The organism is Pseudomonas sp. R32 (genome assembly GCF_009866705.1).
GTDB lineage: Bacteria > Pseudomonadota > Gammaproteobacteria > Pseudomonadales > Pseudomonadaceae > Aquipseudomonas > Aquipseudomonas donghuensis.
Genome location: NZ_CP019396.1, coordinates 657,633 through 679,969, shown reverse-complemented (window position 1 = coordinate 679,969; position 22,337 = coordinate 657,633). Strand labels below are relative to the sequence as shown.

Sequence of the window (22,337 nt, the reverse complement as noted above, 5' to 3'; positions counted from 1 at the left end):
GAGTGCTCGTGGCTTCTCGCTTTCCAGCACGACAACGTGGCGCTATCGGTTTGATCGCAGCCCTGACCCTGGGCATGGCCCTATTGTTCGTGCTCATGGTGGTCGACACCGGCAGGTTGTTTCTGGAACAGCGCAAACTGCAGCGGGTTGCCGACATGGCGGCGCTGGAGGCTGTCAATGGCAAGGGCACGTGCCTGGCCACTGGCCCGAGCGCGCAGGCCCTGGCGACCCAGGCGGCGACCCGCAATGACCATGCCCCAGGGCCCGATCGCAGCCTGCAGGTGGAGTGCGGCAGCCTGCAGACCGGCGCCGCCAGCTTGCGGGTTTTCACTGCCGATGCAAGCAAGGCCGATGCCGTCCGGGTGACGGCCGGCATTACCCTGCAGACCAGTATTGCCGCCGGTATCCGCTCGCTGGTGGCCTCCGCCACCTTTGACCCCAGCACCCGCCTCAGCGCCCAGGCAACCGCGGCCCAGCCCGGTCCGCCGCTGGCCCGCCTGAACATCCGCAGCACCTTGTTGAACATCGACTCATCACGCTCGGCGCAGCTCAACGCACTGATGGGCACGTTGCTTGGCAGCCAGGTCAACTTGAGCCTGGCCCAATGGCAGGGCTTGTTGCAGGCTGACGTCAACCTGCTCAACTACCTCGATGCCCTGGCGATCAAGGCCCAGGTCAGCGCGGGCAACTACACCGAACTGCTGGGCAAGACCGTTAATGTCGGTGAGGCGCTGGCGGTCATGGCCACGGTGGCTGCACAGAACAACCCGCTGGTGGATGTCAGCGGCCTGACCCAGCTCAGTGTCCAGGCCCAGAATGCCGGGGGGATCGTCCTCGGCGATTTACTGGACATCCACAATGGCGGCTCAAGTGCCGGGCTGGACGCCAAACTGCAAGCCCTGCAACTGGTCCAGGGCATGGTGCAACTGGCCAACAGCGCCCATGGTGCCGAAGTCAGCCTGCCGGTCAACCTGCTGGGCCTGGCCAATATCTCGACTAGGGTCAAGATCATCGAACCGCCGCAATTTTCCGCCCTGGGCAATCCGGCCAAAGCCACGGCAAACCCCAAAGACCCCGAGCAGATCTATGTCCGCACCGCCCAGACACGCATCCTGATCAAGGTCGACCTGGGCCCGCTGCTCGGCGGGATCAACCTGGGGATCATCCAGGTGCTACCCGACCCCAGCCTCGACCTGGGCCTGGAGGTTGCCAGTGCCAGCAGCCATGTCACCGGCTACAACTGCGCCTCGGCCGCCAGCAAAAGCCTGACCGTGCACAACGAAGCCGCGGCGGTAAAAGTGCTAATCGGCACGATCGACAGCAACAACTTTTTCTCAGCGGTCAAGCCGGTCGATGCCGCCCCACTGGTGCTACTGAGGGTGCTGGGCATCAATATCGGGCTGGGCACAAACTCACCGGTCTTCAGCCAGAGCGAAACCTTCACCTACCTCAAACCACCTGAGCTTGAACAGGACTCGGCCAACCACCTGCTCAGCTCGACAAACATCGTGGCCAGTGTCCGCAATACCCTGCAGAGCGTGGAGCTGACCCCGAAGGTCGCGCTGGTCAGCCTGTTGCTCAATACGGTTTCAGGCTTGATCGGCGGTTTGCTGGGGGCGCTGCTCGATCCAATCATCAACAACCTGCTGATGCTGCTGGGCATCGACCTGAATCAGGTGGTGATTGGTGCCAACCTCAGCTGCCACAGTGGTCGCGCTCAACTGATGATCTGAGCCCGTGGCAGCTCGATGCAGAACCGCGCGCCCAGCTCACCGTTCTCGACACTCAGGCAGCCGCCCATGGTGTCAATGATGCCGTAGCTCACCGACAGCCCGAGGCCAGTGCCGACCCCCACCGGCTTGGTGGTGAAGAACGGCTCGAAAATGCGTTCGAGTAAACGCGGTTCGATGCCGCCGCCGTTATCCTCGACCCATAGCCGCACCTGCCGCGCATCGCACTCAAGCCCCAGGGCAATCCACGGCTGCAGGTCGCGTTGCTGCTCCCGCCGGGCCAGCAGGGCATCGCGGGCGTTGACCAGCAGGTTGATCAGCACCTGCTCCAACTGATCCTGATGACCACTGACCTGCACGTCCTGCTCAGCGGGCTGCACGCGCAGCTCCACACCCTTGCCGCGCAAGCCGTCAGCCAGCAGCGACAAGGCCCCCTCCACCGCCTGCCAGGGCGCGAACAGTTGCTGCTCGACCTCCGAACGCCGACCGAACACGCGCATGTGATCGACCACCTTCGAGGCACGCAGCACCTGGGCATCGATACGCTTGAGCTTGTCTTGCAGGTAGTCGACCTGGACATCACCGTTTTCCAGACGCTTGAGCGCGTTGACCACGGCCATGCGCATGACGTTGAGCGGCTGGTTGATCTCATGGGCAAGGCCGGTGGCCATTTCACCGAGGGTGGCCATTTTCGCGCTTTGCAGCAGTTGCTGTTGGCTGCGCCTGACTTGCGTGTTGTCGCGGCCCACCGCCTGGACTTCCTGCAGTTGGCCGTGCTCGTCGAACAAGCCGCGGTCAGACCACACCCACCAGGCATGCTCACGCCCGGGCAATTGCAGGCAGATTTCAGCACTGCTGACCGGCTGCTCCGGGGTCAACCCCGCCAGGCGCTCGACAAAGGCCTGGCGCTGCGCTGCGGACATCCACTGGCCGAGGTTCAAGCCGGCCAGTTGCGCGGCTGAACACTCCAGGTAATCGGCCAGCGGCTGGTTGCCGAACACCAGGTTAAGGTCCGGCCGGTAGCGGCAGATCATCGCTGGCGAATCCTCGACCAGCACCCGATAACGCTCCTCGCTCTGGCGCACTTTTTCCGCAGCCTCGGTCGCCTCGCTGACGTCCAGCCAGATGCCCACCACCTCCACCGGCAGGCCCAGGTCATCGCGCAGCAGGCGCGCTTCATCGAGTACCCAGTGATAGCCCCCATGATGATCACGCAGGCGATAGCGGCTGCGGCTCTGGCCTTGGCGCAGCAGCGTACGGGTACGTTCCAGCCACAGCGGCTGGTCCTCGGGGTGCAGCCACTGCGCCGGTTGCAGGGGCTCGCCGGCCAGGGGCTGCCAGCCGAGCATCGGCGCCAGGCTGGCACTGCAGAATTCGGTCAGCAACGCGCCTTCGGCGTAGCGCTGGATATAAATCACCGCCGGTGAACTGGCGATCAGGTTTTCCAGGCGCGCCTGGGCTGCGCTGGCCTGCGCCTGCTGGGCCTTGATATCGCTGATGTCGAGCATGAAGCCTTGTACCCGGCGGTTGCTGCCACTGCCGTGCACCTGGCCGCACAAGCGATACCAGCGCGGCTGCGCCTGGGTATCGTGGTCCAGCAGGCGCAGGCTCAACTGCAAAGCGCAGCCCTCGCGCTGCAGGTCGCCAAAGGCCAGTTGCGTCGCTTCCCGGTCTGCAGGATGCACGCGGCTGAGCCATTGATTGACCGTCAGCGCCGCAGGCACGCCCAGGCTCTCGGCCAGCGCCGGGTCCAGGTGCAGCTGGGGATCGGCCAGGTGCCATTGCCACCAGCCGGCCCCCAGTTGCAGTTGCAGGCTGTCCAGGCGTTCGCTCTGCACTTGCAACTGATGGGCAGCCAGGCGACCGAGCAGCGGTTCGACAAAGGCCGCAGCAACCAGCAGGGCATCCTGGGCCTGCAGCACTTCTTGCGGCTCGACGCAGACCAGCCAGGCCTGATTGACCTGGCCTTGCGCAAAAGCCAACAGGTAGGTGGACAGCCCCGGCAACAAGGCCTGCAACGCAGGCTCGGTGGTGCTGCTGATCATGCTGGCGGGCAGCTGGCGATCCAGCACCGGCGCCATCTGTTCATCTCGCGGCCAGTGCCGTGCATCGCCGCTGCAGGCATAGGTCTGCCAGCCCTGATCGGTTTGCACCAGCACGCTCGCCCCCAGGGCCCGCCAGTGCCGCACCAGCCAGTTGAGCTGTTCTTCAGCCACCGCTTGCAGGCGTTCGATGCTGCAGGCACGCAGTGCGCAAGCCAGATGCGCCGTCAGGTGCTGCTGGCGCTCGGCAGCCAGCGCTTGCTGACGATGCTGCAGCAGGTCGCCGATATCGAACAGTTGCAGCAGCCAGCCGCCACGCTGGGCCAGCAACCAGCCACGGGTGTGCAGGGTGTGACCACCGGCCGCCTTGAAGTCCAGTTCCAGCGACTGGCCTTGCCAGTCGATCGGCTCACCTTCAAGCACCAGCAAGCTGTAGGGCTGCACATAGTCGTGCAGGCGCGCGCTGGGCTGGGGCGGCAGCGCCAGCACCGAACGCAGCGGGCCGGCCAGGCGCAATACCCTGGCCGATGCATCCAGCCACAGTTGCAGGCCTACCGCTGGTACCTCGGGCGCTTGCGGCAATGGCTCCTCGGCCGGCGCCGCGCGCCCACGCCAGCGCTCGAACAAGCCCTGGCCGCCACTCACAGTTGCAGGCTCGCTTCGGCCTTGAGGCTGGCGGGCAAGCGCGGGACTTCACCGATACCCGGCAGGTCCAGCACCGGCAACACCGAGGTCAGCTTGGCTTTGGCGTAGTCGATTTTCACTGTCAGCAGCTTGCCGGGGGTGAGCGTGACACTGGCATCGCTGTTGACCTGGAAGTCCAACGACGTCGGCATCCATGCCAGCTGTTCACCGAGCACACGTTTGGCCAGAGCATTGATGTCAGCGCTGTAGGTTGCACTGGCGGGGTCCAGCGCCACGCAGCGGCGCACCGCTTCGCTGCTGGCCTGGTTGAACGATTGCAGCATCAGCATGGGCAGTCCGTAGCTGAGCACCCCGTAGAAGACCGCGAAGAAGATCACGAATACCGCGACAAACTCGAGGGCTGCCGCGCCTTTTTGCCGCTTGCACAGGCTTGCTTGCATGATCGCGTCTACCCTGACAGAGACACCTGAAAGACAGCATAGAATCATTCACCACAAAGGGATGACCTTTCGCCAATGCAAAGCATTGTTCTGCTGCTGTGGCTTGCCTTGTGCTCTGAACAAGATCTGCGCGAACGCCAGATCGCCAATACCCTGACCCTCGGCGCCGCCGCCTGCGCCCTGGCCTATCTGTTCGTGACCGGGCACACCTGGATTGGCGCCGACGCCAGCGAAGGTGGCTGGGCGCTGGCCATCGTCATGCTCCTGACCCTCCCCGGCTACATGCTCGGCCGCCTGGGCGCCGGCGACGTGAAATTGCTCGGTGCCCTGGCCCTGGCCACCGATCGCATGCACCTGCTGGGTACGTTTATCGGTGCCGGTGTAGCCGTCGTTGCCTGGCTGCTGGGCCGTCGCTGGCTGTGGTCCCTGTTAAGTCAGAAGGTTAAGAACCGCCTGAAGCAACTGAACGAAGAGTCGTCAAAAAAACAGCCTTTCGCGCCGTTCCTGCTGGTCGGCTTTTTACTGGCTGCGGTCTGGATCCATTAGTCGAATGCTACGTGCAAATGGATGTACCCACCTTGTACATAGCCCAAAAGTGCGACTACTTTCTAATGTGTGCCGGATGGATCCAGGCTCAGCCTGGTCGAGGGAACACAAAGGCGAACAGCAGGGAGTTGCTTGTGAACAAATCAGTCAGTGAATTAAAGGTGCTGGTGGTGGACGACCTGCCACTGATCGTCGAAGAGTTGTGCGAATTTCTCCAGAGCAGTGGCTACCATTGCGTGCCCTGCCACTCCAGTACCCAGGCTATCGAACAGTTCAGTGTCGATCAGGAGATCGCGCTGGTGCTGTGTGATCTGCACATGCCCGACTACGATGGCCTGGAACTGATGCGTGCGCTCAAGGCCATTGCCGGGCCGCAGCGGCTGTTCGAAGCGATCATGCTCACCGGCCGCGCCAACAAGCAGGACGTGATCAAGGCGCTGCGCGAAGGCTTTGCCGATTACTACCAGAAGCCGGTCGACCTCAGCGAACTGCTCGAAGGCGTGCAACGCCAGGAGGCTGCCGTGCTGGAACGACGCAGAAGCTACCAGCACCTGGGTGACCTGAACCAGAAGCTGCAGTTTTTGGCCGACTCGATCGACGACCTCTACCAGGACCTGGACAAGGCCCGCGGGCTCGGCGCCCACCGCCGCGCCACCGACGTCGACCCCGAAGTGGAACCCGACAACCTGCCGACCCTGTTCAACAAGCTGTCACCGCGCCAGCTGGATGTGGCGCGGCTGGTCAGCAAGGGCAAGACCAACTACCAGATCGCCTGCGAACTGGGCATCACCGAAAACACCGTCAAGCTCTACGTGTCCCAGGTGCTGCGCTTGACCCACATGCACAACCGCACCCAACTGGCGCTGGCGCTGTCTCCCAGCTCCTCGCCCCTTCATCAACGTGTCACGGCGCACTGAGTGCCGCGCCGGTGTCAGGTGCAGGCGGCTCACCAGGTTGACCTGCGCCTGGAGATTGTCGTCGCTGCCTTCGTGCCTTGTTCCCGCTCATGAACCCAATGCCCTGCCCAGGGCGCTAAGGCCGGGGCCGGCCAATACGATCAGCAAGGCCGGAAACAGAAACACCATCATCACCATCGACATCTTCCCGGACATCTTCGAAATCCGTTCCTGCATGCGTGTCAGCCGACGGTCATCGAGCAGTTGCTTGAGCGCCAACAGCGACTTCATTGCGCCACCGCCCTGGCTCAGCAATTGCTGGAGAATCACGCAGGTGTCGCTGAACTCGTCGACGCTGAGCAACTGCGCGGTTTTCTCAAGCTCCGCAGCCAAGGCCATACCGGAGTCGACCCGCAGCAGAATCGCCCGCAACTCCTCACTCAACACTGGCAACAGTTGTCGCGACTCCTGACTCAGCACACGCAAGGTTTGCTCCACCGCCAGGCCCGACTCGAAGAGAATCCTCAGCAAGGGTATGAAGGTCGAAACTTCGCCGGCGATCTGTTGCTGGCGACGCACAGCGGCCCACGCCAGCAGGCGTTTGGGCAACAGATAGCCCGCACCCATGGCGCAAAACGGCACTACCAGCCACGGTACCTGGGTATCGCGGTACAGGGTCTCCTGCAGCGCTATGCCCAACCCCAGGGCCAGGAACGGCACGCCAACCTGGCAAGCGGCAAACAGCGCCCGTTGCCGACTCCGCCGCCAGCCCATGCGGTCAAGCAGCAGACGGGTCTCGCTATCCAGATTCAGCGAACGCTGGCCCAGCCGGCTGCTGCCGATCTGTTGCAGCCAGTTGCCCAAGCGGTTCTCACTGCCAAGCTGGCCCTGCAGACGCCGAGCAACCAGGCGCTGACGACGACGCTGGTGCAGCAACTGGCCTGCCAGCAAGACAAATGCGGCGAAGAACATCAGGGCACAGAGCAACCAGGCCATTTCAGATACTCCGTAACATGCGCCACAACACCAGGCAGCCCAGCACTTGCAGGATAAAGGCGCCGAGCAGCAGGAACTGACCGTTGCCGTCCTGCCACATAGCCAGCAAATAGTTGGGGTTGCTGATCAGGAAATAGCCGGCCATCCCCACCGGCAACAGGCCCAGGACAGTCGCGGTCATGCGGGTTTCACCGGTCATGGCGCGCAGTTGACGGCTACCCTGCTCACGCTCGCGAATCAGCTTGATCAGGTTCTCCAGCAGCTCGCTGGCGTTGCCGCCGTAGCGATGATTGATACGCAAGCCCAACGCGAACAGGCGCAGCTCATCCTGCTCATACAGTTCGGCCAGGTCGCTCATGGCATCGTCCAGGCTGACGCCCATCTGCACATTGCGCCGCACCCGCTGTAGAGCGCCATGCAAAGGGTCACGCGACGCATCGATGGCGCCCAGCACGGCATCGTTCAAGGTTCGCCCGGCCTTGAGGCTGCGCACACTGTGATCGAGCAACACCGGCAACTGTTCGATCATCCGCTGCAGCCGTCGGCGATAGCGCCAGCCCAGGAACAACCAGATCAGCAACGGTGCAAGCAGCACCAGCCCGACGCCTGCTGCCCACCCCAGGATCCGGCCACACAGCAGCGCTGTCAGCAGGCCGATCACCAGCCATATCAGCAACCGGTCATTGCGCCGCTCGATACCGGCGCGCTGCAACAGGCGGTCCAGCCAGTCACGGCTACTGGGCGTCAGCGCCGAGGTCACCTGAACCTGGCCAAGACGCTGCAGGATCCGCTCCTCACCCGACTTGCGCATGCCGCTGTAGAACAAGCGCACCGATACCCCCAGCAAGGCCAGGCAGATCAAGCCAAGTACCGCAGCAATCACGGCTGCAGTTCCGAATAGTCGCGGCGCAGCTTGTCGCCGGCAGGGTTCGGTGCCTCCCGCAAGAAACCCTCGCCGTTGTGCCGATCGAGACGGAACAGGGTATTGGTGACGTACACATCATCGCGCACCCCGACTACCTCCAACACCTCGCTGACACAGCGGCGGCCATCGGCCAGGCGGGTCAATTGAATGACCACATCCAGTGCCGCACAGATCATCTGCCGCAGGGTTTTCTCGGCCACCTGGCGGCCGGTCAGGCCGACCAGGGTTTCCAGACGCAGCAAGGCGTCCTGGGCGGTGTTGGCATGTACGGTACTCATTGAGCCGTCGTGACCGGTGTTCATCGCGGTGAGCACATCGAGCACTTCGACGCCACGGATCTCGCCGAGCAGAATGCGGTCGGGGCGCATCCTCAAGGCGTTGCGGATCAACTCGCTGGCCTTGATCTCGCCATGCCCCTCAGCATTCGGCGGGCGGGTTTCCAGGCGCACCACGTGAGGGTGATCGAGCTGCAGCTCGGCCACGTCCTCGATGGTCACCAGGCGCTCTTGGGGCGTGATCAACTGGCTGAGGATATTCAGCATGGTGGTCTTGCCGGTGCCGGTGCCGCCACTGACCAGAATGTTGCAGCGCCGCGCCACCGCCAGCTGGATGAAGTCGAGAATGCCCTGGTCGATGGTCCGGGTGGCCAGCAGGTCGGCGCTCTTGAGCATGTCCTTGCGAAACTTGCGGATCGACAGGCACGGACCGTCCAGCGCCACCGGCGGAATGATCGCGTTGACCCGGCTGCCGTCGGGCATGCGCGCATCGACCATGGGTGACGATTCATCCAGGCGCCTGCCCAAGGGCGCGAGAATCCGTTGCATGACCCGCTCGACATGGTGGGCATCGATAAAGCGCAGATCCGTCTGCTGCAGCAGGCCAGCCCGCTCGATGAACACCCGGTGCGGGCCGTTGACCAGGATTTCGGTGACGCTGGCATCGCGCAACAGCACTTCAAGCGGACCGAAGCCGGTCAGTTCGTCGACGATTTCCTCGGCCAGGCGTTCCATCTCGTAGCGCGACAGGGCCAGGTGCAGTCGGGCGATATAGTCGCCGACCTGCTCCACCACGAATTGCGCCAGGGCCGGGCGCGAGCCTTCGAGCAGGTTGCGCCCGCTGTCCTCGATGGCATCGATGATGTAACGATGCAAGGCGCGCTTGAGCCCTTGCGGGTCGGCCCCCAGGTTGTGCCGCGGGCCGCCGAACAGTTCGTCACCGCTCATTTATGCCCCCATAACCGATTGAGCCAGTTGGCGCTGACCGCAGGGTTGCTCTCGGAGCGGCGCGCCAGCCGTTCACCGAGCGCTTTCAAATGTTGGGTGAGCTGCTCGCGCGGTGCCAGTTCGAACAAGGTCAGGCCCTGGTTCTTGGCATTCAGGCGCACCTCTGGGCTGTAGGGCAAAACCCGCAGAACCGGCAAGCCATAGCGCTTGCCCAGGGCTTCGGAGTCCGGTGCGACGCCACGCAGGTAGCGGTCGACCAGCAGGCTGGCATGTTCGAGCTTCATGCCCTTCTCGCGCCATTGGGTCAGCACCTCCAGGTTGCGCCGGCAATCGAGGACATTCTGGTCGGTGTACCAGATCAGCTTGTCACAATGGCTGACGAAGGTGCGCAGGGCTTCGCTGTCAACCTGCCCGGTCAGGTTCACGACGATGTGCTGGAAATGCTGGCGCAAGGCGCTGAGCAGCATGTACAGCTCCGCCGCGCTGGTGCGTTCCAGCGGTTCGTCGGTCTCGGCGTAGGCCAGCAGGCGCAGGCCCGAACTTTCACGCGTGAAGGCGCTGTCGATCAGGGTATTGTCGAGCCGGCGCAGGTGGCGCAGGGCATCGCCGAAATGAAACGAGGCTTCCAGGCCGAGCAACGCCAGGCTGTCACCACGAGGCACGCCAAGGTCCAGCAGCAACGTTTGCTGGCCGCTGGTTTGCACCACCCGCGCCATATGGGTGGTCAGCAAGGCGCCATCAGCGGTGCACTGGGCGCCATAGAGTACCGTCAGCCCCCCAAGGCTGGGGTTGCTGGCTACTGGCGGCAGGCGTTTGCTCAAGCGCCGCACCAACCCTGCGACTTCACTGGAGCGCGAGCCATAGGCGACAAAGTCCCGCGCCCCGGCACGCATGGCATTGAGCACCAACTGGTTGTCCATGCCATCGCCCAGGGCAACGATTGCCAGCATCGGCTTGGCTTCCAGCACCCCCTCAATCAGTGCGCACTGATTGACCACCTGCTCACGATCCAGCCCCACGAACACCAAACCGGCAAAGGTGACATCGACCAGCGCCAGCAGCTCGTCAAGGCTGCCGCTGCCGGCGCCCACCACCTGCCCCAGTGGCGCCAGCGCACCTTGCAGCCACTGCAAGTCGCCATCGTTGCGGGTGATGGCGAGGAAGGTCTGGCTCAGGCTTTCACTCATGGGGATAACCCGCTGCGACGTTCGAAGTCGCCGTTATCGAGGGCGCTGCCAGCGCCATTGGCACCTGCGGCGCAGTGCACGGCAAGGCACAGAGCATCTGCTTGGTTACCCGCTCGGAACGACTGCTCATTGAAGGGCATCCTTGCTTGGTCAGGGGGTGGGCTGTCCGGCTTGATTTCCGCGGATGATCTCTATGCCGCGCGACGGTGCGACGCTGGCCAGCGGCTGGGCAGCGGGTACCAGGGCAAGCTGACTGAAGCGATAGAGTTTGCGATTGGCGCTATCGACTTCCTTGCTGCTGGCTTTGGGGTCCGCCCAATAGCGGGCCAGGCGCTTCTCTTCGGCGCTGCGTACGGCCAGGCGCAAACTGCCGGCCTGGGCGGCAAGCAGCAAGCGGCTGGCCAGTGCCTCGGGAACGGCAAGCACTACCGTGCGCGCAGCATTGGGCGGTTGCTGCGGCTGGCTCTTTTCATTCACTGGCGGCTGCGCGGGCTTGCCGTCATTGGTCAGGCCCAACTGTTCGCCGACACTGAGCAGACGCAATGCCGGCAGTACCACCTGAGCCGACGCTTGCGGGTTGCGGGTCTCTTCGCGCAGATACAGCAAGACATCGACATAGTCGCCCGGACTCAACTGCCCGGCGACGCCCACCACCTCATCCACAGCTACCGCCAGCGCGCGCTCATGGGGGTGGATCATCCGTGCCAGCGGGCCACCGGCTTCGAAGCTGCCCTGCTCCAGCCAGGTTCCAGCACTCAACGCGCGCCAACTGCTGCGCCCGAGCACTTGCTCAAGGGTCTGGAAACTGCCGGGCGGAGCCACCTGCAAGCGTTCTACTACCAGGTCGTCTGCCGTCAGCGGCACATACGCGGCAACGTCACGACGCAACACCACCACCGGCTTGCGCAGTTGGTCAGCGGCGTCTTTTGCCACTTGCTCAACGGGCGTCGGTACAGGTGCAGCGACAGGTGCGGCAAGCGGTTCACTGGGTGGGCGGCTCAGGACCAGGCCCCAGTAACCGGCCAGCAACGCACCGAGCAGAAAGAAGCCTGCGAGGATGATGGTAATGCGACTGCTCATGCCGATCCTCCTTCCCCTCAGCGTTCTTTCGGCCCTTTATGTGAAATGGCCCACAGCACTGCAGTCGGAAACAACTATTTCGCTATTTGACGGTAGCGCAGCTAAGACAAAATGCCATTACCCGTCAGATTTTTTTCCGTCGCAAAACCGGCAGCACCATAAAACAACAGCTTATTGGCGCCGGCATTGGGTTATAACTTTAGTATTAATACCTTCTTACATTTGCCGAAGTATGACCCGTTGACAATGCTGTGATGGCAAAGGGGAATCATCCAATACCCCTGCCACCTGCGCCAGCGGCGCAAGGAGAAATGCCATGCGTCTTTCCCGTGTCCTCAAAAGCTGCAAAGAATTCTTCTACCGCAAAGAGGGTGCCTCGGGCATCGAGTATGCGATTGCCGCGGCGATGGTGGCGGTGGTGCTGACAGCGTTCATCACCCCTATTTCCGGTAGTGTGTCTTCGGTCATGACCAAGGTTCAGGGGGCGATGACCAAGGCTCAAGCCACGACGCCTTCAGAGTAGGCCAGCATCACTGCTGTACCGTTTGGGTCTCTTGTTCAATCACGCTGCCATAGGACTACCTCATGCCGACCTCTTCCCCCCGTCAACAATTGCTCCTGGTGGATGACGAAGAGGACGCCTTGCTGGAGCTTGCCGAATTGCTGGAGGGTGAGGGGTTTTGCTGTCACACGGCTACCTCGGTCAAACTCGCCCTGCAACAGCTCACCCGCCACCCGGACGTGGCCCTGGTCATCACCGACCTGCGCATGCCCGAGGAAAGCGGCATTTCACTGATCAGGCGTCTGCGCGAGCACACCGCGCGTCAACACCTGCCGGTGATCGTCACCTCCGGGCATGCCGACATGGACGACGTCAGCGACTTGCTGCGCCTGCAGGTGCTGGACCTGTTCCGTAAGCCGATCTACCACAACCGCCTGCTGGAAACCCTGGACAACCTGTTCCCCAAGCCGCGGATGCAACTGGTGCAGTGAACCTTTCAGGTCTGCTGCGCAGCCCATCGCTGGCAACGCCAGCTCCCACGATAGACCTGCGTATACCTGGCGATGCACGTTCATAACTGCACACTGAAACTCAAGCTGACCCGCGGCTCGCGGTCAAAGCTGTCGAGGGCGACATCCGACAGCGGTTTGGCCAGCTCCAGCGCAAGGTTGTAGAAACGCCCGTCACCGATGCGCAGCCCCAATGCTGCTGAAGACAGGTGCGCATCACGCAGGTCCACTTCATTGAACCAGGTGCGCGCGGTATCCAGCACGGCATAAGGTTGCAGCAGTTTCAGCCAGCGGCCATCGCCGTTGAAGCTGTAGTTGACCTCATAAGCCAGGCCCCAGCCCTTGTCGCCCAGAGCCTGATCGGCGGGATAGCCGCGAGCGAAGCTTTGCCCGCCGAATACCACCCGCTCACTGTCAGGCAGGCTGTCGCCACTCCAGTACAAGGCCGCCGACACCACGCCCTGCCAGTTGCCGAACAGGCGGTCGCTCTGCAACCCGGACAGGCGCAGGCGCAAGAAATCCAGGTCGAAATCGCTGTTGGTTTTCGCCCCCAGATAATCAAGGCCCTGGTAGGCGCCACCACTGACGATCCGCAGTTGGTCTGCATTGGCCTTGCGCCACTCGCCCTCAAAGCCCAGGGCGCGCACATCGGTGCGGTTGCTCAGGCGCATGGGCGCGCCGACTGCGCGGTACAGCACATCGTCGTTGACCATGTAGAAGCGCGCGGCAACGTTGAGCGACTCGCCGGGCGCGGCGAGCAGTACCTGGCTCAAGCCGGCCGAGAAGCGGTCATTCTCGCGATGGGCCTTGAGTTGGGTGCCATCGCCGAGCAACACCTGGGCACTGGGGTTGCTGTCGTAACGCGACGCCGACAAGTGCAGCTGGCTGCCCTGGTCGTCCAGGTACTGGGCGTAATCCAGGCGAAAATAGCTTTCGTGATCTTCCCCGCGTGGCGCCAGGGTGGTGACACTGAACTGTTCGGCGAGCGCTGTCTGTGCGTTGCTGCTCACGGTGAGTAGCGCCTGGGGGTCATCGCGGGTGCCATCGGTGATGACCAGGGTTGCGCTGAACGGCCGGCGCGTGGCCTCGATGATCAGGCGGCTGGCACCATTGCTGGCATCGGCTGGCGACAACCGCGCCTGCACGCTGAAACCCGGCAGGCGACTCATCAGGGCGACATAGCGCTCGAAGGTCGTACGGGTCAGCGGGCGTTCGGCCTTGAGCCAACCCACCAGTTGCTCCACATAGGCTGCCGCCGGGCCAACCTTGCCATGCAGCTCAAGATCGTCGATGTAGCCTTCGACCAGCACCACCCGTACCCGGCCATCGGCGAAGTCCTGCTCGGGCAGATAAGCATGGGACAGCAGGTAGCCGTCCTGCTGGTAGCGCTGGGTCAGGCGCTGGGTGGCGTCGATCAGTTCGCCCAGACTGACCTCGCGGTTGACCAGGCCTTGATAGTTGTCGCGCAGGTCACTCAACGGATAGATGCTGCCGCCCTCGAAGCGCACCTTGCGCAGGAATATCCGGGTATCACGCAGTAATGGCTGGGCCAGGGTGACCGCAATGGGCACCTGCACACCCGGGTTGCTCGGCCGATAGGCATCGGCCGGCAGGTTGGGGGCGGGCAGGTTTCGTTCGATTTCGTGGCTGTCGAGAAAGCGCGGCAGGGGTTCGCTGCTGGCCACGCTCGCCCAGGACAATCCAACAATTGCGACAGCCAACGGACGCATCGGACACTCCATGATCCCGATCAGTACGCAGCCGCCAGGGCAGCGGCCTCGTCACCCCAAGCGTAGGTGCTGGCCCCGGCATCGTCTAATGCGCGTTGTCACTCGTTGACCTGGAACTCGACCCGGGCGGTTTCGCCACTTTCATCCAGGGCGCTCAACTCGAAGCGCCCGGCCTGGTCGAAGCTCGCCGTAAGGTTTTCCTGGCCGCTGGTTTCGCCCAGCGGCGCACCGTTGAGAAACCACCAGTGCCGACCGTTACCGCCAAGGGCCGAGACCTTGAAACGCAACGGCTCGCTGCTGGTGGCCGGACGGCGTAACTGATCGCCCTGACGCACACCGACGATCGACAACGGCGGCGCGCTGGGCGGCACCTGCGGCGGGCAACCCGGATCGACCTTGGGCAAGCGCGCCTCGCGGCGTTCCACCCGTGGCAGCCAGGGTTCCAGTGGCGACGGCCATAGGGCGATGTCCCGCGCCTGGGCGCCGGGGCACGTGGCATCGACGCGCAAGCCCTGGGTGTTGACCCAGACGGTCTCGCGCAGGCCGACGCTCAACGGTTGGTCCTGGGCCAGCAAGGTCGGCGGCGTGGTGCCGTCCAGGGTCCAGGCGAAGCGCTGGCGACGGCAGTTCGGGTCCTGGCGGGCCATGGGTTGCCCCAGCGGCCAGCAGATTGCCGCAACCCCGACATTGGCCGGCACCGCCGTCACGGGAGTGGCGATACCGCGCTGGCTGTCGCGGTTGCTCAGCACGTCATGCACCTGCAGCATCAACGGCGCCGCCGAGGCCAGGCCGAACTGCCCCGGCACTGGCGTACCATCCGGGCGGCCGATCCAGATGCCGATCAGGTAGCGCGGCCCCACGCCAATCGACCAGGCATCACGAAAGCCATAGCTGGTACCGGTCTTCCAGGCCAACTGCGGACGCTGCACCAGTTCGGCGTGAGGGTCGCGATCCGGGCGCGCCTGGCCGCTGAGAATACGCCGGATGATCCAGGCACTGCCCGGCGACAGCAGGCGCCGCTCAAGCAACGGCTCATCCGGCTGCAAGCGGATCGGCGCGCTCAAGCCATCTCGGGCAAACGCCGCATAACCACCCACCAGGTCCTCCAGGCGGCTACCGGCGCCGCCGAGAATCAGCGACAGGTTCGGCTCGGCCAACGGCGGCAGGATCAGCGGCACGCCACCACTGCGCATCTGCGCGGCGAAGCGCTTCGGCCCGTAGGCTTCAAGCAGTTGCACCGCCGGCAGGTTCAATGACAATGCCAGGGCGGAACTGGCCGCCACCGGCCCGCTGAAACCCATGGAGAAGTTGCCCGGGCGATAATCGCCGTAGCGCCGCGGCACATCCTGCAGCAAGGATTCGGAATGGATCAGGCCATCGTCCATGGCCATGCCGTAAAGAAACGGCTTGAGGGTCGAGCCGGGTGAGCGCAGGGCGCTGATCATGTCGACGTGGCCAAAACGGCGCTCGTCATTGAGATCAATCGAACCCAGGTAAGCGCGTACCGCCATGTTCTGCGCCTCGACCACCAGGATCGCCGCCGAGGTACGCTCCGGCAGCCGCGCACGCCAGCCCAGCAACAGGTCTTCCAGGCGCCGTTGCAAGGAGGCATCGAGGGTGGTGCGAATCAACGGCGGGCTGAGCGGACGATTGAGTCGGCGCGCCAGCAGCGGCGCCAGCGCCGGCTCCTGACGCGGTGCCAGCAACAGTGGCTCTTCTGCTGCCTCGGCAACCCGCTGCTGCGGCCATACCTGGTACTCGGCCAGGCGTTGCAGGACCTTGTCGCGCGCCGCCTGGGCACGCTCGGGGTGGCGATCCGGGCGCAGACGGCTTGGTGCCTGGGGCAGCACCGCGAGCAGCGCCGCCTCCGACGGCGTCAGGTGCATCGGCGACTTGCCAAGGTACGCCCAACTGGCGGCGGCGACGCCCTGCAAGGTGCCGCCGAACGGCGCGCGGTTGAGGTAGATTTCAAGGATCTGCGCCTTCGACAGGTGCCACTCCAGCTGTGCCGTGCGCCACAACTGACGCAGCTTGCCGGGCAGCGTGCGCGAATGTGGGTCGAGCAGACGCGCCACTTGCATCGACAGCGTACTGCCGCCAGACAACACCCGGCCACCGCGCAGGTTCTGCCAGGCCGCCCGCGCCAGCGCCAGCGGATTGACCCCGGGGTGATGGTAGAACCAGCGGTCTTCGTAAGTCAGCAATGCCTCCAGGTAATAGGGAGAAATCTGTTCGGCGCTGACCGGGTAGCGCCATACACCCTCGGCATCGGCGAAGCGCCACAGCGGCGTGCCGTCTTCGGCCAGCACTACCCGGGCCAGATCATCCGCCGGCATCGGCAACGGCCAGAGGCGGTCGGCGAGCCCTAGCAAGGCAACAAGCAGCAACGGGATACCGAGCAGCAAGCCCAGCGGTTTTCTGATGGCGCCGCGCAGGCGCGTTAAGATGTGCATCAAGTCCTCCTGGCGTAACAGCTACGCAGGGAACCGACCCGGCCAAGGCACGGCCAAAGGCTTGGCAACGGCGCATTCGCCGAATTGATCATCAGGAAGCAACTATGCATGTAGAAGGTTTTTTCGAGTGGCTCGGCCAGGCACTGGGGGCAGTGATCCGTTTTATCGTCGACGGCCTGAGCGGGTTGTTCAACTTGCTGGCCAACGCCGGTAGCAATTTCATCGAGGGCCTGTCACGCACCCTGGGCATGGACACTTCGCTGGTCAGCATCCTCGCCCTGATCATCGGCCTGATGCTGCTGTACTCGGCGATCCGCGCGTTCATGCGCGCTTCGATCATACTCGGCATCATCTGGCTGGTGCTGGGTTTGTGGGTGCTGAGCTGGATCATTCACTGAGCAATTAGAGCATGTGGGAGCGGATTCATCCGCTCCCACAAAGCCCTCTGTCAGCGGCCTTTGACTACCAGTTCGGCAGGCGTCTCGCCCACCGCGTTGTAGTTCGGCCGGTACATCGACTCGACCTGCGGCGGCGGTACCTTGTAGGTCCCCGGGGTCACCGCGCGGGCCAGGTACAGCAGGTGGGTGGTGGAGTAGTAGTCGATGTTCAGCGCCGCTACGTAGCGGTCATCGCGAAACTCCTGATGCACCACGTTGGCGTTCTGCATCGACTCTCGCCATTCCTTCACTGCACTGCTGGCGTTCTCCAGACTGGCCGCACTTTGCGCCAGGTTCTGGTTTTCCAGCTCCAGGCCCGCCGGCAGCAGGTCGACCACCAGGGCGTCCGGCACCTGGGTGTTGGCCGTCACGGCCAGGTGCACCAGCACCAGGTCACCGCTCTTGAGCGCCTTGATGTCCAGTGCCTGGCCATTCATGCCGAGGAACTCGCGGCGAATGGTCATGCCGCTGCCTCGGGCAACCGGGGCCTGACGCGGATAACCAGACAGGGTCAGTTGCTGGAACAGGGTCTCGCTGCCTTCGTTCTGGATGGTCAGCGGCGAAGCCAGCAGTGGGCCCTCGAGTTTCATCCCCGATTGCTCGGGATTGAACTCGCGCACTTCACCGGCGCTGTCCAGGCGCGCCGACCATTTGCTTTCCGGCTTGCCCAGCAGACCACGACCGGCAAGGAACAGCGCGTTGCGCTCCTGAGTCGACAGCCAGCGGTTACCCGCCATCTGATCGGAGAGCTCGAACAGCCGTGCATCGACCTTGTCGCTGGCCAGGTTGTTCTCGGTGAGCAGCGACAGGATCAGCGCCTGGTCACGCACGGAGCTGCCGTAGTCGCCCAGCCAGGTGTTTTCGTTGCGGGTGACGGCAAGGCCGGCCTGCAGCGCCTGTTGCCCACGCGGCTTGTCGCCCATCTTGTCCAGGGCGATGGCCAGTTGTACCAACGGCAGGCCCGAGCGCGAATCGCTGCGCCGCTCGAACAGGCTGCGCAGGGCGCCCAGCGGCGCCTGCTGGGTACGCGCCAGCACCAGGGCGGCGTAGGCCTGCACGGCGAAGCGGCTGTGCTCGGAGTTCTGGCTGTAGTTGACCTCGATCAGGTTGCGCTCCTGCAGGTAACGCAGCAGACGCTCGCTGGCCTTTTTCAGGGCCTCGGGCGGTACCGCATAACCTTGCTCGCGGGCGCGCAGGAGGAAGTCGGTGACGTAGGCGGTCAACCAGAACTCTTCCTGGTCATCGGCGCTCCACAGGCCGAAGCTGCCGTTGTAGCGCTGCATGCCCAACAGGTGCTCGATGCCCATCTCGATCTTGCGCTTGCGCACGTCCGCCGCTTCACCCTTGATACCGAGGCGCTTGAGGGTCGCGGCATCAGCGTACAGCGATGGGTACAAGCCACTGGTGGTCTGCTCCAGGCAACCATACGGATAGGCTTCGAGGGCGCGGATCTGTTCGGCCAGGTTCAGCGGTGGGCGGCTCGACAGGGCCAATGAGGCTTCAAGGCCGGCGGGTTCGAACAGTGCAAGGTCTGCGTCGGGCAAGGTCCAGGGTTGGTCTTTGAGGGCGACGCGATAGTGCTGCAGCATCGCCGGGTAGGCCGGGCGAATGCCCAGGGTCCAGTCGCGGCTGAAGGCCGTGGCTGACTCGCCCGGCAGTTGCAGGCCCTGCACGTCGACCTTGACCTTGCCCTGGCCCAGGCCACCGCTGGCCTGCACCGGCACCAGCAGGGTGACGCGCTTGCCTTCGGTGAGGTTCAGGGTCTGTTCGGCGGCGCCGAGCAGGTTCAACTGGCCTTCGGTGCTCAGGCGCACGGTCAGGTTCTGCGCCTTGCCCGACAGGTTGGACAAGTCCAGGGCCAGGGTGGTGCGGTCGCCACCGGCGAGGAAGCGCGGTGCCGAGAGCTCGGCGATCAACGGTGCGGCAACCACGGTCTTGCCTTCGGCCATGCCGTAGCGCTCGCCGGTCCAGGCCTGGGCCATCAACCGCAGTTCACCGTTGAAGTCGGGGATATCGACCGTGGCTTCACCTTCGCCCTTGTCATTGAGGGTGACCGGGGCGCTTTGCTTGGCGACGATGGTCACCGTGGTGTTCGGGCGCTTGCCGCCCTTGGCCATGGCGGCGTCACCACCGAAGGCCAGGCTGGCCAGACGGCCCTGCCCGGCTTCGATCAGTTGGCCATAGATGTCCAGCTGGTCGGCGCCATAGGCCTTGCGCCCGAACATACCGGTGAACGGGTCGGGGGTAGCGAATTCGGTGATGTTAAGGATACCCACGTCCACTGCCGCCAGCAGTACATGCACCTGTTTGGGCACGCTGCCGTCGGCATTGCGCGCCTGTACCTTGACGGTCAGCGGCTGCTTGGGACGCATCTTCTCCGGCGCGCTGAGGGTGACGGCCAGCTTACGTTCGTGACGATCCAGCGGCAGGTGCAGCACACCTACGGCGCGCTTCGGCGTGGCGTTGACCTTGCGCTCACCCGGGCGGATCACCAGGGCGCTGACATACAGGTCATGGCGCGCCCACTTCGGATCGAGCTTGACGGCGAAGCTCTTGCCTTCGGCCGGCACGTCGATTTCTTCCCACCACAGCGGGCCTTCGCTGGACTCGACCATCAGGTAACCGGTGCCTGCGGCAGGCGGCGTGACGGTGATGTTGGCGGTGGCGCCATCGGCGTAGGACGGCTTGTCGAGGGCCAGCTTGACCTGATCGGGACGCACGGCGCCGCCGTCGGCGTTGTCCTGGGCGCGGTAGCCGGCCCAGAAGCGTTCGCTCGACACCAGACCGGTCTGCGGGTCTTCGACCTCGACGCGGTACGGGCCCCAGTCAACCAGGAAGTTGACCCGCGCGGTCGAGCCGGCTTTGACATTGACCGTCTCTTCGTTCTGGGTCAGGTACTTCTCGTTGTAGTTGTAGCTCCAGCCATCGCTCTGCGAGTAGTTCCAGTAGTAGTCGCGACGCTCACGGATCAGGCGAACCTTGAGGTTGTTGACGGCCAGCTTGTTGCCTGCGTCATCGGCCACCAGCACTTCGAATTCCACCGGGCCTTCGCCGTCGGTCTCTTCACCGTCGAACAGGCCGCGCAGGCCAGGCAGGCGCCCGGCCGGCCAGATGGGTTGCTCAAGACGGCGGGTAATCGGCCGGCCACCGGACTCCTGCAGGCTCGCCTGCACGGTCAATTGCAGCGGCGAACGGGCTTCGGACCATTTGCTTTCGATGTTCAGCGTGGTTTTGCCTGCGGCATCGAGGGTAACCTCGTCCAGCTCCAGGTCCTGGCTCAGTTCCTCCTCGGTGATCGAACCGAACTTGTAGCCAGGCAGCGCCGGTACCGCTTCACGCAACGGGCGCACATAAGCCTGGCCGCTCAGGCGGTTGCCCGAGGCCGGGGCGCCATACAGGTAGCGACCATTGACCTTGATCTGCGCGGTCTGCTCCGGGCTCAACGGCTTGTCGCTGCCCTTGAGCTCCAGGGCCAGGCGCTCGGGCAAGAAGTCTTCGACGAGGAACTCGAACACCTGCTTCTTGCCGCCACCGAGGTCGAACAACAACTGCCAGCGCCCGGTCGGCGCTTCATCGGCCAGTTGCAGTTGGTACTGATAGAAGCCATTGGCATCGGCTTCCCAGACGAACTTGCGGCTGATCTGCTCATCCGGGCGGCGGACTTCCACGGTCACCGGTTGCGGCTTGAGCGGGCGGCCATCCTGGTCACGCAGCAGGCCGTTGAGCAGCACGGTTTCACCCGGGCGATAGAGGTCACGCGGGCCGAACACGAAGAACTGCAGCGGGTTGGCCTGAGGGCCGGTGATGTCGAACTCGGCCAGGTCCAGGGCAGCGCTGTTCAGGCGCAGCATGGTGGTGTGCACGCCTTGGTGGGCCAGCAGGGTTTCAGCCTTGGGCGGCATTGGCAACTGGGCGTGGCCGTCACTATCGGTTTTGGCCTGGGCCAGCACGCGGCCTTCGCCGTCGAGCAGTTCCAGCTCGACGCCGCTCAGCGCCTTGCCGCCTTCCAGGCCCTGGGTGAAGACATCCATGCGGTTCTGGTAGCGATGCGCCGAGACGCCGATGTCACTCAGGGTGAACAGCGTCGCCGGTTGCGAATAGTCATAGGTGCCGGACGCGCGCATCACCGCCAGATACACGCCGGGCTCTTGCAGCGGCTTGATCCCGGCAATCGGCAGCAGTACGGTCTCGCGGGTGTTCTTCGCCGGGTTGAGGTCGAAGCGGCCGCTGTAGACCAGCTCGGCCATGTCCAGGGTTTCCTTGGACTGGTAGTAGTACAGGCTGCTGTTGCGGCCCCAGGCGGCGAGGAACGGCGAGAGTTTGTCAGGCTTGATGCGGAAGAACTCGACATCGACCTTGTTGACGTTCAGGGCGATCACCGGCAAGCCTTCGGCCAGGCGGGTCGGCAGCAGCGAGCCACGGCTGGCGAAGCCGATGGTCGACTGCATGTCGCGGGTTTCCAGGCGGCTGATCGACTCGGCGGGCAGGCGCTTGCCGTTGACCGCGAGCAGGCCGGCGTCGATGGTCAGCACCAGCTTGCGCTGCGGCTCCAGGTGGCGCAGGCGCAGCTCCATCTTGTTGGCGGAGAGTTCCCAGGCGCCGTCGACCTTGCCTTTGACGGTATCGACCAGGTGCACCTTGTCGGCGAAGTTCTGCTGGTCATCCAGCGGCACCGAGAAGGTCAGGGCCAGGGCGCTGGCGCCATCGACCTGCACCTCCGAGACATCCACCACGCTCAGTTCGCGGCCGGCATAGCGCTTGGCCAGGGTCGCGGCATCGTCCTTGACCGGAGCGGGTTTTGCCGCTTCCACTTGCGCCGCCGGGGCGGCCGGAGCCGGGGCTGCGGGTTGGTCCTGGGTCTGCGCAGGCGGTTCGACGGGGGCCGGCGCCGGTTTATCCGGGGCAGACGAATCGCAGGCACTGAGCAAGGCCAGCGCGCAGGCCAGCAACAATCCTTTGTTGAGCATGGGAGTAGTAACTCTCGGGCAGCGGAATC

At 64.1% G+C, this 22,337-nt stretch carries 17 protein-coding genes; 6 read left to right on the top strand and 11 right to left on the bottom strand.

Going from position 1 to position 22,337, the window contains the following annotated elements:
• The first annotated feature begins 8 nt into the window (after window positions 1–8).
• A complete protein-coding gene (locus PspR32_RS02980) occupies window positions 9–1,733 on the top strand; it encodes a pilus assembly protein TadG-related protein (protein WP_145959306.1) in 1,725 nt (574 codons plus the stop codon).
• Here PspR32_RS02980 and PspR32_RS02975 read toward each other — a convergent pair.
• Both PspR32_RS02975 and PspR32_RS02970 read right to left on the bottom strand, forming a co-directional pair.
• Window positions 1,718–4,417: a PAS domain-containing sensor histidine kinase gene (locus tag PspR32_RS02975; protein WP_159388071.1), complete on the bottom strand. Its 2,700-nt coding sequence runs from the start codon at window positions 4,415–4,417 to the stop codon at window positions 1,718–1,720. The genes PspR32_RS02980 and PspR32_RS02975 overlap by 16 nt on opposite strands.
• Window positions 4,414–4,857 carry a TadE/TadG family type IV pilus assembly protein gene (locus PspR32_RS02970; RefSeq protein ID WP_010221722.1) on the bottom strand — a complete coding sequence of 148 codons (444 nt, stop codon included), beginning with the start codon at window positions 4,855–4,857 and terminating at the stop codon, window positions 4,414–4,416. The genes PspR32_RS02975 and PspR32_RS02970 overlap by 4 nt, the downstream gene beginning before the upstream one ends.
• 75 nt (window positions 4,858–4,932) lie before the next feature.
• Here PspR32_RS02970 and PspR32_RS02965 point away from each other — a divergent pair, with 75 nt between their 5' ends.
• Together PspR32_RS02965 and PspR32_RS02960 are read left to right on the top strand one after the other, a co-directional pair.
• Window positions 4,933–5,403 (top strand): A24 family peptidase, encoded by a 471-nt coding sequence (locus PspR32_RS02965; RefSeq protein ID WP_010221721.1) that lies wholly within the window; start codon window positions 4,933–4,935, stop codon window positions 5,401–5,403.
• A 134-nt stretch (window positions 5,404–5,537) separates the two neighbouring features.
• Window positions 5,538–6,320 (top strand): response regulator, encoded by a 783-nt coding sequence (locus tag PspR32_RS02960; protein ID WP_010221720.1) that lies wholly within the window; start codon window positions 5,538–5,540, stop codon window positions 6,318–6,320.
• An 87-nt stretch (window positions 6,321–6,407) separates the two neighbouring features.
• Here the strand turns inward: PspR32_RS02960 and PspR32_RS02955 are convergent, their stop codons facing one another.
• From PspR32_RS02955 to cpaB, 6 genes are read right to left on the bottom strand one after another with little or no spacing between them, the layout of a single operon-like run.
• The gene (locus tag PspR32_RS02955) at window positions 6,408–7,295 is read right to left on the bottom strand and encodes a type II secretion system F family protein (protein WP_159388070.1); all 888 of its coding nucleotides are present in this window, start codon (window positions 7,293–7,295) and stop codon (window positions 6,408–6,410) included.
• A 1-nt stretch (window position 7,296) separates the two neighbouring features.
• Window positions 7,297–8,178 carry a type II secretion system F family protein gene (locus PspR32_RS02950; RefSeq protein ID WP_010221717.1) on the bottom strand — a complete coding sequence of 294 codons (882 nt, stop codon included), beginning with the start codon at window positions 8,176–8,178 and terminating at the stop codon, window positions 7,297–7,299.
• Complete coding sequence (locus tag PspR32_RS02945) at window positions 8,175–9,443, bottom strand: CpaF family protein (RefSeq protein ID WP_159388069.1); 1,269 nt, start codon at window positions 9,441–9,443, stop codon at window positions 8,175–8,177. Before PspR32_RS02945 ends, PspR32_RS02950 begins: the two co-directional genes overlap by 4 nt.
• Window positions 9,440–10,630: a hypothetical protein gene (locus PspR32_RS02940; RefSeq protein ID WP_010221715.1), complete on the bottom strand. Its 1,191-nt coding sequence runs from the start codon at window positions 10,628–10,630 to the stop codon at window positions 9,440–9,442. Before PspR32_RS02940 ends, PspR32_RS02945 begins: the two co-directional genes overlap by 4 nt.
• The gene (locus PspR32_RS02935) at window positions 10,623–10,760 is read right to left on the bottom strand and encodes a hypothetical protein (protein WP_158467527.1); all 138 of its coding nucleotides are present in this window, start codon (window positions 10,758–10,760) and stop codon (window positions 10,623–10,625) included. Before PspR32_RS02935 ends, PspR32_RS02940 begins: the two co-directional genes overlap by 8 nt.
• A 20-nt stretch (window positions 10,761–10,780) precedes the next feature.
• A complete protein-coding gene (cpaB, locus tag PspR32_RS02930; RefSeq protein WP_159388068.1) occupies window positions 10,781–11,710 on the bottom strand; it encodes a Flp pilus assembly protein CpaB in 930 nt (309 codons plus the stop codon).
• A gap of 316 nt (window positions 11,711–12,026) precedes the next feature.
• On the opposite strand from cpaB, the gene PspR32_RS02925 reads away from it, so the two are divergent.
• Complete coding sequence (locus PspR32_RS02925) at window positions 12,027–12,233, top strand: Flp family type IVb pilin (RefSeq protein ID WP_010221713.1); 207 nt, start codon at window positions 12,027–12,029, stop codon at window positions 12,231–12,233.
• A gap of 62 nt (window positions 12,234–12,295) precedes the next feature.
• Window positions 12,296–12,703, top strand: a complete 408-nt coding sequence (locus PspR32_RS02920) for a response regulator (protein WP_010221712.1) — start codon at window positions 12,296–12,298, stop codon at window positions 12,701–12,703.
• An 80-nt stretch (window positions 12,704–12,783) separates the two neighbouring features.
• Here PspR32_RS02920 and PspR32_RS02915 read toward each other — a convergent pair whose 3' ends face one another.
• Window positions 12,784–14,451, bottom strand: a complete 1,668-nt coding sequence (locus tag PspR32_RS02915) for a ShlB/FhaC/HecB family hemolysin secretion/activation protein (protein WP_010221711.1) — start codon at window positions 14,449–14,451, stop codon at window positions 12,784–12,786.
• A gap of 98 nt (window positions 14,452–14,549) precedes the next feature.
• The gene (pbpC, locus tag PspR32_RS02910; RefSeq protein ID WP_010221710.1) at window positions 14,550–16,904 is read right to left on the bottom strand and encodes a peptidoglycan glycosyltransferase PbpC; all 2,355 of its coding nucleotides are present in this window, start codon (window positions 16,902–16,904) and stop codon (window positions 14,550–14,552) included.
• A gap of 104 nt (window positions 16,905–17,008) precedes the next feature.
• Between pbpC and PspR32_RS02905 the strand changes: the two genes are divergently transcribed.
• A complete protein-coding gene (locus PspR32_RS02905; RefSeq protein ID WP_010221709.1) occupies window positions 17,009–17,302 on the top strand; it encodes a hypothetical protein in 294 nt (97 codons plus the stop codon).
• Window positions 17,303–17,352: 50 nt separating this feature from the next.
• Here the strand turns inward: PspR32_RS02905 and PspR32_RS02900 are convergent, their stop codons facing one another.
• Window positions 17,353–22,308, bottom strand: a complete 4,956-nt coding sequence (locus tag PspR32_RS02900) for an alpha-2-macroglobulin family protein (protein WP_159388067.1) — start codon at window positions 22,306–22,308, stop codon at window positions 17,353–17,355.
• Between the last annotated feature and the right edge of the window lie 29 nt (window positions 22,309–22,337).